The organism is Seonamhaeicola maritimus (assembly GCF_008056315.1).
In the GTDB taxonomy this organism is placed as follows: Bacteria; Bacteroidota; Bacteroidia; order Flavobacteriales; family Flavobacteriaceae; genus Seonamhaeicola; species Seonamhaeicola maritimus.
Window position 1 is genome coordinate 194,101 of the sequence record NZ_VRKQ01000010.1, and the last position, 12,685, is coordinate 206,785.

The 12,685-nt window shown below is 31.2% G+C and carries 16 protein-coding genes; all 16 read right to left on the reverse strand.

The window, feature by feature from the left end:
• Window positions 1-52: 52 nt before the first annotated feature.
• Window positions 53-946, reverse strand: coding sequence for a hypothetical protein (locus FUA22_RS08940; protein WP_147767623.1), 894 nt, complete (start codon window positions 944-946; stop codon window positions 53-55).
• 161 nt (window positions 947-1,107) lie between these two features.
• Complete coding sequence (locus FUA22_RS08945) at window positions 1,108-1,611, reverse strand: hypothetical protein (RefSeq protein WP_147767624.1); 504 nt, start codon at window positions 1,609-1,611, stop codon at window positions 1,108-1,110.
• 164 nt (window positions 1,612-1,775) lie between these two features.
• On the reverse strand, window positions 1,776-2,159 hold the full coding sequence (locus FUA22_RS08950) for a hypothetical protein (RefSeq protein ID WP_147767625.1): 384 nt from the start codon (window positions 2,157-2,159) through the stop codon (window positions 1,776-1,778).
• Between the two features lie 242 nt (window positions 2,160-2,401).
• Complete coding sequence (locus FUA22_RS08955; RefSeq protein WP_147767626.1) at window positions 2,402-2,857, reverse strand: hypothetical protein; 456 nt, start codon at window positions 2,855-2,857, stop codon at window positions 2,402-2,404.
• A gap of 156 nt (window positions 2,858-3,013) precedes the next feature.
• Entirely contained in the window at window positions 3,014-3,754 is a 741-nt protein-coding gene (locus tag FUA22_RS08960; RefSeq protein ID WP_147767627.1) for a hypothetical protein, read from the reverse strand.
• A gap of 147 nt (window positions 3,755-3,901) precedes the next feature.
• A complete protein-coding gene (locus tag FUA22_RS08965; protein ID WP_147767628.1) occupies window positions 3,902-4,834 on the reverse strand; it encodes an SRPBCC family protein in 933 nt (310 codons plus the stop codon).
• Between the two features lie 158 nt (window positions 4,835-4,992).
• The gene (locus FUA22_RS08970; RefSeq protein WP_147767629.1) at window positions 4,993-6,159 is read right to left on the reverse strand and encodes a hypothetical protein; all 1,167 of its coding nucleotides are present in this window, start codon (window positions 6,157-6,159) and stop codon (window positions 4,993-4,995) included.
• A 149-nt stretch (window positions 6,160-6,308) separates the two neighbouring features.
• A complete protein-coding gene (locus FUA22_RS08975; protein ID WP_147767630.1) occupies window positions 6,309-7,073 on the reverse strand; it encodes a hypothetical protein in 765 nt (254 codons plus the stop codon).
• A 271-nt stretch (window positions 7,074-7,344) separates the two neighbouring features.
• Window positions 7,345-7,656: a hypothetical protein gene (locus FUA22_RS08980; protein WP_147767631.1), complete on the reverse strand. Its 312-nt coding sequence runs from the start codon at window positions 7,654-7,656 to the stop codon at window positions 7,345-7,347.
• Between the two features lie 307 nt (window positions 7,657-7,963).
• Entirely contained in the window at window positions 7,964-8,632 is a 669-nt protein-coding gene (locus FUA22_RS08985; RefSeq protein ID WP_147767632.1) for a hypothetical protein, read from the reverse strand.
• A 151-nt stretch (window positions 8,633-8,783) separates the two neighbouring features.
• Complete coding sequence (locus tag FUA22_RS08990) at window positions 8,784-9,227, reverse strand: DUF4262 domain-containing protein (RefSeq protein ID WP_147767633.1); 444 nt, start codon at window positions 9,225-9,227, stop codon at window positions 8,784-8,786.
• A 166-nt stretch (window positions 9,228-9,393) separates the two neighbouring features.
• The gene (locus FUA22_RS09000; RefSeq protein ID WP_170309884.1) at window positions 9,394-9,807 is read right to left on the reverse strand and encodes a hypothetical protein; all 414 of its coding nucleotides are present in this window, start codon (window positions 9,805-9,807) and stop codon (window positions 9,394-9,396) included.
• A 101-nt stretch (window positions 9,808-9,908) separates the two neighbouring features.
• A complete protein-coding gene (locus FUA22_RS09005; protein ID WP_147767636.1) occupies window positions 9,909-10,826 on the reverse strand; it encodes an IS3 family transposase in 918 nt (305 codons plus the stop codon).
• Window positions 10,790-11,155: a transposase gene (locus FUA22_RS09010; protein ID WP_147767637.1), complete on the reverse strand. Its 366-nt coding sequence runs from the start codon at window positions 11,153-11,155 to the stop codon at window positions 10,790-10,792. Before FUA22_RS09010 ends, FUA22_RS09005 begins: the two co-directional genes overlap by 37 nt.
• A gap of 173 nt (window positions 11,156-11,328) precedes the next feature.
• The gene (locus FUA22_RS09015) at window positions 11,329-12,156 is read right to left on the reverse strand and encodes a hypothetical protein (RefSeq protein ID WP_147767638.1); all 828 of its coding nucleotides are present in this window, start codon (window positions 12,154-12,156) and stop codon (window positions 11,329-11,331) included.
• 115 nt (window positions 12,157-12,271) lie between these two features.
• The gene (locus FUA22_RS09020; RefSeq protein WP_147767639.1) at window positions 12,272-12,658 is read right to left on the reverse strand and encodes a hypothetical protein; all 387 of its coding nucleotides are present in this window, start codon (window positions 12,656-12,658) and stop codon (window positions 12,272-12,274) included.
• Between the last annotated feature and the right edge of the window lie 27 nt (window positions 12,659-12,685).

Consider the following 12,685-nt stretch of genomic DNA (forward strand, 5'->3'; position numbering starts at 1 on the left):
TTCGTTGTGGAATCATCCGCAGGATTATTCCGCCGAAATCCAGACCTTTCATTTATAAATTAAACTTTGTTTTAACTCGTTGCCACAATGAATTATAGCCATTGTTGTAACCAGTATTTTTTCTTAAACTTTTTAGTGGAACATTCACGTCACACTTATTTTTTTCCAAGTCAGAGTAATAACTGTCTTGAAATAATTTCAGGTTATCCCAATTTGAAAAACTTTGATAATGTCTCGAAGATGAATAACTTTTGTCAACCTCTAATTGTCCGACTATCTCAATTTCAATTTCTGCTTTTTTATAATGTTGAGCGTAGTACCAACTTATTTTTTCTTTTGGTTTGAACTCTTTATTTATTTGTTGTTCAAGTCCAAACAAAATGTTAGCATTTTCAAAATCTTGTTCAGTCGGTTTGTCAGACTTTTTTAAATCGGTTACCGCGACCAAATTAAGTCCGAATTCCGATTCTTTTTCTGATTCAAGTACGAATGCTCCACAGAAGTCGCCATCACTTAATTTGAATATTAAACAATCTCCTTTTTGGAAAATCGCACCTCTTTTTTTCTTAACCTTTCTCTTTCGTGCAGTTTTCTTTTCGGTTGATATTTTTTCCAGAAAGTTTTCTAATACTTTTTTCCGCTTTGTCAAATCCGATTTTGAGGCGTCAAGTTCTTTCCACAATTCAATGTCCTTTTCAGATTCCACAATGTCTTTAATTCGATTGTAGATTTTTGGGTCAAGAGCTTTACATTCCCATTGAGATTTTGCTATGGTAATCCAAAAATTATTTTGGTCTTCGTGAGAGTCAATCAGTTCTTTATTTTCTTTTAATAACTTTTCTGTTACGGAAGAAACTTCCATTCCTTGATTGTACAATTCAAAGAATTCATAATTGATGTCTTCGTAAATATCATTTGAAGAAATTCCTGTTCCCCAAGCTCCCATAGGCGTTTTTCAATATTGGTTACAACGTTTGGGCTATGATTTCGGCGTGGAAAAATCCGCAGGTTTTGTCCGCAGTTGAAATCATTCTTAAAAGTAAGAAAAGTTCTTTTGTTTAGCTAAAAAATAACGCTGAATTATAGCCGCTGTTACCTGCTGTTGTTTTAATTTAAATCAATTAGTTTAATATGCTCTATAAGGTCGTTTGCAATCTTAAAAGTTATTATACTACCAGTAATACAAAAGTCCGATGATATTAAGTGAATACTAACTTCATTATCACTCATATTCAAGGTCGATTTATAATAATCTCTTTTTAGATTAATTAAAGAGTCTCCTACTGAATGATTGTTAATTTGAACAGAGATATTGTTTATTTTTTTGTCCCTGATTTCTAAATCCTGTAGAAGGTTATTAGGCCAGAATTGAAAATATGAATTTTCGTAAATATAATAGACCATATTTTCGTCATGATATTCACTCCAAATAGTTTTTATTTCTTTTGGTTTTGAAAATAAGTTCGTAACTAATTCAGGTGTTAGGTCGTAAACTTTTATGTCGTTAAGTGTTACAGGATTTACAATCGAATGAGTTTCTGCCCATTTATTTTGTCCAATTGCCGAAATTGATATAAAAAAAATAATCAGCAGAGGTTTAAGTGAATTCATTAGTAGTTGTTGAAAATTGCTGGTAACGGTCTAGTATAACCGTCAGTTACGGGTTTAAAATTACTATTTTTCGATTTAGCACTGACGCTCGCAATTCTGAGTGGATTCGGACGTAGTCGAATCCGCCGTAATTGCGGTTAAACATTGTTGTATGTAGTGTGTTTTTATTTTTTAGATTTTTCAAAACTTGAGCGTGAATTTCCGTCGGGTGTCATATCGAGATATTTTCCATTAATCCAAAAGAGTCCATTTCCGAATTTCTCAAAATCGGCACCATTTTCATTATAACTATTCCATTCGCTTAACTCTATTTTGCAATAACCATCATTACTTCTTTTCCAAGTTCCATTTTGTTTAAGCGTTATGCTGTCCTCTTTATAAAAGTGTTCGAATGTTCCATCTTTATTTAACAATAAATAATTTTCGGCGCTTGGATTATTTTTGCAAACAAATTTTCCAGAAATCTCTTCAGGACAAGACCTTAAATTCAAACAACTATTTAAGATGAGGGATGAAATAATAAGAGAAGTAATTTTAATTTTTTTCATTTACAATTCTAATTATAGTGTTTGAGTAACATTACATACAACGGCTCTGGCTAAGGGTAGTGTGGGAGAGATAAATCAGAGATTTATCGAGAACGCACTAAGCTGAAGCCTTTTTGTTTAGTTTTTAATTTTGTTATCAAAAGCTAAATCGAAAAGGGTTTAGCGACCTAGTAAATATACACAAAACATCGGATTAGAAATCAAGCCCACATTAACTTTAGCCGTTGTTGTACACTGGCTTTTTATTCAGTTTTTATCAATCTATCCAATCTTTCTTTAAGGATTGAATAGTTTTCAATTTCATTTTCTTTTTTATAGGTTCTATTACCAAATCCAAATTCCAGAATGTTCTTTAAATATTCATCTTTGTATACTTGTGTTAAATATTTCTGTACCGCTTCTGGTTTACATATAAAGATTCCAGCTAAAACGTCAGCAGGCAATTCATTTGCAGAACCTTTTGTTTTAATAAGCATTTTTAAAAAGCTATTCAATAATCCAAAATCTTTTCCATCACAAGTGATTTTTTCTAATTTCAGTAAGGCTGGGTTTAATTTTGTATCAATATATTCGTGACTATAATCAGATTTCCCATAATTATCAGTATAGTCATTCATTATCTTTAAAATCTCCTTTTTATCCTGTCCAAATACAGTTAATGATAAAGTAATTATAATAACGGTGATTAATTTTTTCATATCATTTTTGTGTGCTTGTGTACAACGGTTGGTATAAGAATAGTGCGGTTTTGTGTCCGATGATTTTCCGTAGGAAAATCGTAGTGACCAAATACGCACTAGCCTTTTGATTTAGAATTAAACTTAAGCATTATTTTTATACGGTGTTGGCAATAGTTATTGTTTTGTCAACCATTCCTGATTTTCAATTTTATTCATTCGAGTTTTTAAGATACCTCCTCGCATTCCTATATAGATATCTTGTCCTTTAATCAAAATTGAGTTTGGATATAAATAATACCGCCAAAACCCTTCTTCAACAAGAGTTTCTATTTCAAAGTCTTTATTTACTTTTATAAGTCCCTTTGAAGTCACTATTAGAAACTCATTATCTTTTGTCAATGTGGTTGAATAGGGTGCATTTGGCAAATCAACTTTTTTCTCAACCGTCCATTTATCATACTCTTTTTTAACTTTAAGGATTTGTCCTCTAGACGTGGTCATGTGAGCTAGTCCTTCTGTAGCATAAATTTCTCCATTTATTTCAAATAGGTTTTTAATATTTCCACTTGTTATTCTTTTATGTTCTGTTCCCTTGTCATTAAACCAAAATAAACTTCCACCAAATTCTCCCACATCAAATCCTACTAGCCATCCATTTTTAATCTTTAGGTTTACTTGCTTTCCTGATTTTGGAGTAATCTTAAACGGTAATTGAGTTCCTTTAATATTCTTATAATCATAATCTCGATATTCAACATCCCCTTTGTCATTTAAGAATATTTCATATTCATTATGAGAACGATTTAATTTTTTAGCTTCTTCTTTCGTCGGTGGATTATTAATTTTTAATTCGGTAATAGGATTGGTATTTATTAAAAGAATTCCTAATGTTAAAATTGATAGTAGTTTTGTCATTTTCTAATTATTGCCAACGTGTTTGTATAAGATTAGTTGCGTGTTTTAAGCACTAAAGTTAGCAAATAAATCACGGATAGAAAGTCCGCAAGGACTTTCGTACGTAAGCTAGAACTAGCAATTTATTTTATACGGTGTTGTAAAACGTTATTTATTTTCAGTTTCTATTTTTATATGATTCAATACTCGTTTATGTATTCTGTGAATTATAAAGTCAGACCAAGTTTTCCAGTAAATTTCTGGTGTAACATCTACTTTATACCAAGTCGTTCCTTCTAATTCCGTTTTATTCTCTCCGATTTTGGTAAGTTTAAATTGACCTTTATATGACTTGAAATAACCATCTAAATGTGGTGGATGAATTTCCCAAAACGGATTAAATTCATTCATAGGAATTGGTTGTTCTTTTACGTCAAATTGTAATAAATTCGGTTCGTTCCAAGTTGTGATTGGTTCTACAAAACTACCAGTTGTAAAATTACAATATCTTATTGCTCCAATTCCAGTTCCTTTAATAGTTGCGTCTGTTGGATATGAAATTCCAGTTTTAAATATCCAGTCAGTTGGTTCGTCTATTTTGTCAAAAGTCACAACGTTTTTCCAAACATTCTCAATATTTGAGTTAACAATAACTTTCGTTCTAACAGGAATTAAGTTTTCAGGTTCATTAACATAGTCGAAACTCATAGAACTTACGCAAATGATAAGAAGTCCAATTGTTGTATTTGTCGGATTTATCCACTTTCCAGAGTTTGCTTTAAATCCTAAATAAGAGCCAAGCCAAACTAATAAAGCGATTAATGGCAAAGACATTGCAATACAAATCATTCCTTCAATTGCGAAAATCAAAAGTCCAATTAAAACAATTCCGAGTGTTAGAAAACTTAATTTATAACTCTCTTTTTTACTTATTTCTGATAATTTTCCATTAATAAAAGGTGGAAGAAATCCAATTATGAATGGAATAACAAGAAATACAGTCCAACCATATTCTTTAAAAATTCCAATTTCTATATATCCTAAAATCGCAGATACGATTAGAGTGATTAAAATTGAAAATAGTTTCGGATTTTTCTTCATTTCTAGGATTTCGTTCTAATGTTTTACAACGGTTTGTATAAGATTAGTTGCGTGGTTTAAGCGACTAATTTAGCAAATACAAACCGAATAGAAAATCCGCGAGGATTTTCGTAAGTAAGCTTGACTTAGCAATTAATTTTATACGTTGTTGTACCCAGTTATTTTTTCATTTTTATTATTCGATTACTAAATAAATTTTCGTCTAAAGCTCTTATCCTGTAAAATATCTCTAAATCATTTTCAGTCAGTTTTGATAGTGTTATAAGTCTAATTGAGTTGTCATCATCGATTAACTCAATAAATTTACCTGATTTGTCTAATTTCCAGTTGCCTTTAAGTATGAATTTTTTATCAGAGACAATGGAATCTTTAGTAAGAGTTCCTGATTTTAATAGACTGAATTTTTTATTTTCATCGAAGATAATTTCAAATTTCTCGTTTGTTAAAGTGTCTGAACCGAAAATTGGGTCAAACGGAATTGGATTATTAATTGCGTGCCAATTTCCTATCAACTTTGATTCAAGTACTGTTAATTGAGTATTATTTAAAAAATTGGTGTTTGAGAGTTTGATATTAGTCAATTTAGGTTTTTCAGTGAAATTTGAATGTTCAAATGTATTTCCGATTAATGTGTCGTTATTTGTTCTATAAAAATGGTAGACTCTTTTTTCAGGTCTAATCACATCATTATATATTAGGAAAAGATGGTTTTTATATAAATCTGTTTTCCAATTTCCCCAATTATTATATCCATAATCCTCGTTAATTTGTATGATTCTTAATTCATTATCATTCAATAAGTGCAATTCAGTTCCGTAATTATAAGAATTAATATCTGCATTAATAGTCCAATTAGTATTCTCCAAGAAGCTTTCTTTTAATTTTTGAGAATCAGTCAAATGTGACTCATTTATTCTCTCAAAAAATATTTCTTTTGTTGATGTTTTACTAACTTTTTCTTTGAATACTATAAGTTTTTCAGTTACATAACCTTTAATTTTTCCTTTATCAAAAGTTATTTTTAATTTTCCTCTTTTAATTGTGTATTTACATTTTAGGTCTTTTTCTCCTATACCCTTAATTATAACATAATTATCATCCAAGAAATCTAGTAATAAGTAAGATTCGTGATAATAAAAACTTGTTTGGATTGAATCAAGTTTTACCATTTTAATTTCTTCTCCCGATAGGTCAACAACTTCTTTGTTTTTTTGCGTTTCTTTTAGATACGAAGAAATCCAAATGTCATTGTTTGTTTGAGCAAAGGATTGTTGAGTTATCAGAAATAAAAACCCTAAAAATAAATATTGTAAAGGTCTTGTCATAATTGGGTACAACGTTTATGTATATGAAATGTTGCGTGTTTGTGTGCGAGGATTTTCCGAAGGAAAATCGGAGTGACCAAACACGTACTAACCTCTTGATTTAAGATTAAACTTAAGCATTATTTTTATACGATGTTGTAAATCGTTTTTTAATACTCATAAGTCAGTTCAATGTTATTGTCCGTAGGTATATAAATGGTATAATCGACTGGTGTGCTTATTCCATTTTTTATTTTTAGTATTCTTATGATATTATTTTCATTTTCGGCAACAAAAACATTAAATTGATTGTTAACCTCCGATGCTTCGAATGTACTAAAACCACTTGACCCAGTAGTGTATTTGGAGTCAAGAAATTGATTATAACCTATATCTAATCCAAAGGGGTACAGTGACTGAACTTCGAAAATATCTCCATCTTGTACTGGAACGAAATTATTTAAATTGATTTTTACATATGTTTTTTTAGGTAAATAGCATGTGTTGCCAATTATTGTATCACGAGAATTAATTGAATAAATTGCTTGCCCAAGAAGAGGTTGAGTCGTTGTGCCTATTAAATTGTCAGATAAAATATATTGTGAAACGTCTAAGCTAGAATCATCGTAATCTATTATAAAATATCCATCAGCTGATTCACCTAATTCACTATCTTTAATATAGAATTCTTGATGGAAGTATCCATTTTCATCCGTTTCGGTTTTCACAATGTATCTTATAGAACCTCCACCAAAAGGACCTCCAGGGATTCTATATTTTAAGGAAACTTTTACTCCTTCAATTCCGACATTATTTAGTGTAATAAACCTGCCTTGTAAAGTAGTACAGTCTGAAGTACAAACATTGCCCGTATCATCTGTTTTAGAGCAATTATAAAAGGTTATTAATAATAAAATGATAATAGTTTTTCTCATGGAGTAGACTTTATTCAATAGATATCGAAATTTTCAAGAGGTTGCGTCAAAATGTTTTACAACGTTCTAGGCTATGATTAGTTGTTGATTGGACAGTTTTGTGCCAATGGCTGTGCCGACAATCGGACTGAGCGATGGAGGAGGCACTTTGGATGGCGAAACAAAACTGGCTTAACGTTCATAGCTTTTTATTTCTTCTTTTCTCAAATTTAGTAATTCTTTCTGTTTTAGTTCCTCTGCAACAATTAATTATAGGCATTGTTGTGGCACGTTATTTATAATCATATTTTTTTCTCCAAATTTCTTCTCCTTTCAAAAAGTCAAGAAGGATTTCAGTCATTTCTTTCACTGTTGTAGGCGGTTTTACCAATAAAATGTGGTCATCATCTGTCACAAATCCTGAAGCTAACCCATCTTCTTCTAAACTTCCGCTTACATGTAAACTTTTGTATCCATCTCCATTTTCATCTTCCAATTGCACAATATGAAATTCATTCCAATTGATTGATTTCATTGTGTTTTTTATTATTTCTGCTGTTGCTTTCTCTGAAATAGTTTTTGTGGAATCTCCGTAATTGTACAAAACAGAAAGTTTTAAATCTCGCTTTTTTGTCTGAGCTCAACTTTTTGAATGATAGTAGTTTTTTTAGTGACTGCTTTTTTGCTTGAATTCCAGCTAGCTAAGACAATTATTCCAATTAGCGCTAAAACTCCTAATATTATGGTGTTGAACATTCTTCTCACTTGATTTTTTTTATAATGTGCTACAACGTGTTTGTATAAGATTAGTTGCGTGGTTTAAGCACTAAAGTTAGCAAATAAATCAAGGATAGAAAGTCCGCGAGGACTTTCGTAAGTAGCTAGAACCAAGCAATAAATTATATACGGTGTTACCTGCTGGCTTTTATTTTTTCAAATTCCGTTTCAAATTCCGTTTTTAATTCCGTTTTAAATTTTTCAACTTCTTTTGATGAATAAGAACAACAAAATCCGTCTTGTATTTTCCAAGTTCTAAATTTATAATTTCGACCATTTGATTCAAATTCAGATTCTGTCATTCGAATAAATCCTTTTTCGGTTTCGTCAGAGTTTAAATAGATTCCAGAATCCATTTTCATATCTGTTTCCCGCAGGTTTTCATTAAAGTCAGATGAAGTTAAAAGAATTCCACTCTTTGGTATTTCTATTTTTTTATTCCAAGTCAAAGCTGATATGGACAAATCTTTCGAGTTTTCAACTCCATAAATTATTGTCACATAACTTTTGTTAAATTCCGTTGGTAAAACGAGTGTTTTAGTCCGATTGAACTTATAGTTATAAACTACCACTACAAGTAGCAATAAAGCTAATTCAGTCAGAAATATTTTTTTGTAATTCTTAAGCCATTTTTTTAATCCAAAGTCAACAACAAACAGTAAAATTCCGATGACAATTAATGCAATAACAGCAAAAAATCCCCAACCTAAATTTCTTTCCTTAATTACAATGAATATCGCATAAATTATAGACGATATTGATAAAATCAGAAATGGTGTTATTTTTTTTAACGTGTTGTTCATTCAGCTTGCAGGTAACGGTCTAGTATAACCGTCAGTTACGGGTTAATATGCGTTAATTTTCGGTTTAGCACAGACTTTAGCAATTCCGCGTGGATTCGGACGTAGTCGAATCCGCCGTAATTGCGGTTATACATTGTTGTATGCAGTTTTTTCATTCTCCTAATATTTCTTGGTCATAGTCATATTCCGCTTCATTTGGAAAAAATCCATTCAAGTCAGGAAAAATTAACTGTAAATAATTGAATTCCGAATTTTCATAAAACTTAAACGAACTCAACGTATATTCAGTCAGCTTATCATTTTCCACCTCAATGAAGTAAACAGGAAATCGGTCAATTAAATCATCAATTTTTTTATTCAGCGGTATTTCTTTGAATTTAAATCTTTCCGCATAATTAGTAATCAACGTATTTGTTAGTCCATTCGGAAGTCCAGAAATGAAAAGTTCAGGAATTCTAAAGTTTTTATAAATTCCAGTTGAGTATCCAAAAGGCGTAAATCCAATTTCTTCCATTACGTAGGTATTATGAAATCCATATTTTTCAATATTGTCATAAACCATTTTAAAATACTTTTCCCTTTTTTCGTCACTCATTTTTTCGGTTTTGCTGAAATTGCATACAACGTTTATGTATATGAAATGTTGCGTGTTTGTGTGCGAGGATTTTCCGAAGGAAAATCAGAAGCTAGCAAACAAAGCAACTCCCATTGGTTCAGCACAAAATAGCAATTTTTTATATGCAATGTTGTACGTAGTGTTTTTATAATCCATCAAATACTTTGTCAACCGAATCACTTACAATTTTTTCTTGACTTATCATATTTATATAAGTTTTATCCGATTTCAATTTCAACGTTTTTTCTATATTCGAAAAAGCCCAGTCGTAAGTCCCGCTAAAAATTTTATTTGTCAATTCTAATTCAGAGTTTGAGCGATTAGAGTTAATTTTTAGTTTTCCTTTATCAAAAGCGAATTCCGTTTTTAATTGCTCTGATTCGAATCCAGGAAGCGTTAAAGTTGAGTCAGATACTTTAAAATTCATACTTTCAGAGTTTTCATATCCACCATATACGATTCGGATAGTTTGATTCAGAGTTTTAGGATATACGCTTTTTCCCTCATAGGTCATTTCGGTAATTATCCAATTTCCATCGAGTTCAATTTGATTATTCAAATCACACGATAAAAAGGTCAAAATAGTCAATATAAGAATGAATTTCCTCATCTGGTTCAACATGTCTAGTCCTGAAATATGGCTACAGGTTAAAAAATGATTTACGCTGTTAATTTATATACCATATTTGGTATTTTATAGTCTAAAGATAAATGTAATCTTATTTCATTGTATAAATTAATTGCATTTTTTGTAGCTCTTTTTGCGTGAGCCGTATCAGTAAAGGTTTGGTCAAGATAAAATTCATCTTTAAGAATCCCGTTAACCCTTTCAGCCAAGGCATTTTCATAGCAATGATTTTCTTCGGTCATGCTAATATTTATCCTATTTCTTTTAAGGATTTGTGTGTATTGATTGCTGCAATACTGTATGCCTCTGTCCGAATGATGAATAAGTTGTTTAATACTTCGACTATGCTCAGTACAGGTATTTTTAACTTGATATAAAGCTTTATTAAGGGCTCTTACACATCCTTTAAGTTCTAAGCTATCACTAAGGTCATAACCAACAATTTTACGAGAATACATATCTGTTATTAAAGCTAAGTAACAAAAGCCTTTCACGGTTCTGATATAGGTAATATCAGATAACCAAACTTGATTAGGCTTGGTTACTTTTACATTTTTGATGATGTTTTTATACTTATAGAACCTGTGTAATGAATTGGTTGTTCTAGAGCTGTATTTCTTTCTAAGAGTTAGCATGTTGTGTTTTCTAAGGACGTTGAACAGGGTGTCTCTACCGACTTTAAGGTTGGCTTTATTAAACTCGTCATGCAATGATTTTTTGAGTTTACGAACGCCTTCTCTAGGAAGGGATTTGCGCCTTTTCTTAACTATATTTATAATTTGTTGTTCTAACTCTAAGCGTTTTCCAGCTCTATCTTTATACTTGTAGAATGCATCACGTTTGAGTCCAAAACAATGGGTTATAGTTGTTAAAGAAGCAAATCCCTTAGCTTTATCTTTGGCTTTAATTAAGGCTAGATATTTAGCTTTTTTTTTAGTTCCGCTACAGATTTATATCCCAATTGTTCAGCAGCTACTTCTAGGTAGGAATCCAGTACCAGAGCATCTAAATCCTTTTTAAGTAAGAGCTGTTTTAACTGTTTGATTTCCTTTTGAAGTGCTTTAATACGTGTGATTTCGTCTTTTGTTTCCACTTTAATTCTGGTGTTCATTAGGTCTTTACGGTTGTACTTTCTAATCCATTCGTTAATGGTAGTAGGAGCAATACCATAAAGTTTGCCGAGTTGATACTTGTTTAGTTTACCTGTGGTAAGTTCGTCTAAAATTTTCAGTTTAAAAGGTTCTGAATACCGTCTGATTACTTTGTCGTTTTTGTACATAATGTTTAAAATTATGTAGCCTTTATTCAGGACGGGTCATAATGAAGCACAACGGTTTGTGTAAGGATAGTTGCGTGATTAAGCAACTAACTTAACAAAAATGGAACGAACCAGAGGAAAATCCGCAGGATTTTCCGAGTGGGCTGGAACCAAGCAATTATTTTTATACAATGTTAGCGGTAGTTTTTATTATTTCTAATTCGATATGTTCTAATTAAATTTTCTAGCTTTTTAGGACTTATATCATAGTCGTCAATTTTCAGCTTTTCAAATCCGTTTTTATAGTCATAAATAAAATAAAATTCTCTGTGCTTTCCAGAGCCTTCCATTAAAACCTCTTCATTTTTTATTTCACTCCAACTTTTAAATTCAGTATTTATGGTTTTAATTCCTTTACTGTCTATTGTTATTTGCGGATTCCTGTCAAAAACTTGTTTTAGTTCCTTGAATCCGAAATATCCTCCAGCTAAAGTTAGTAAAGTTCCGAAAATATAGCTGTCCGAGTTTACTAATAAGTATATTCCCCCTGCTAAACATATAAGCATTATTATAAACTCATATGTGTTTTTAATTTTTGAATAGTAAATTACAGATTGACTTGGAACAGAACGGTCTTCTTTGAAAACGTCTTTTTTCTCAAACTTTTTCTCTAATTCAGCCCATTTTCGTTTGTCAGAGTCGGTTTTGATTTCTGTTTTGTTAAACCAACTATTGTCTTTCCAAATTAAACCTTGTTGAATTGCTTTCTTTTTAAGTTCGTGAACGTTTCTAACGTTTTCAAAAGCCCAAATCCTCCATTTGGTAATTCTGTAGCTCCAATATAGCCAAGCAAGTAAAAATCCAATTAAAAAGCTAATAGCTATTCCCCAATTTGGAATCAGTTTTTGACTGAACAGAAACATAGCTATACAAGGTGTTCCCAACAATAAAAGCCAAACAGGAAGATTGACTGTCAAATGTCCTCTCTTTATTGCTTTATCGACTGTTATCTGCTCTCTCATTTAAATTTGGGGTCAAATTACCGCTAACGTTTAGAATATAATTTTTTGCTTTGGATTGTGCGAAAGCTTTATGCGGCAATTGATTATATTCCTGTGTTATAGCCTTTTTCTTTTATCATTTTAATTTCGGCCATACACCGAGCTTTTCAGTAATTAGTATTTCAATTTTGTCGGTTGCCAAAGGTTTTCTGAACATTGAACTAATCGGCAAATTTGAATGTTTTATTCTTAACGTTTCTGGATTATCGAATAATACTTCATAGCGTCCTTCTTCTGGAATATCTACGATTAAAATCCTTTTAGCTCTTTTCCCAAAAGCATATGCTTGTACTGGCCAAAAAGCCTTTTTACATTTAATCGATTCATCTGTTGCGATATTCTTTAAGGAGATTGAGAATTGATTAAGGTTCACACCAAATCCTCCAAGTGAATAAATTCTATATCTCGAGGCTTTCAAGTCGACAATTTCTTCCGTGCTATTTATGTTTATTGGTCTTCCCAAACTAATTTTTCATTGGCTATAACGACC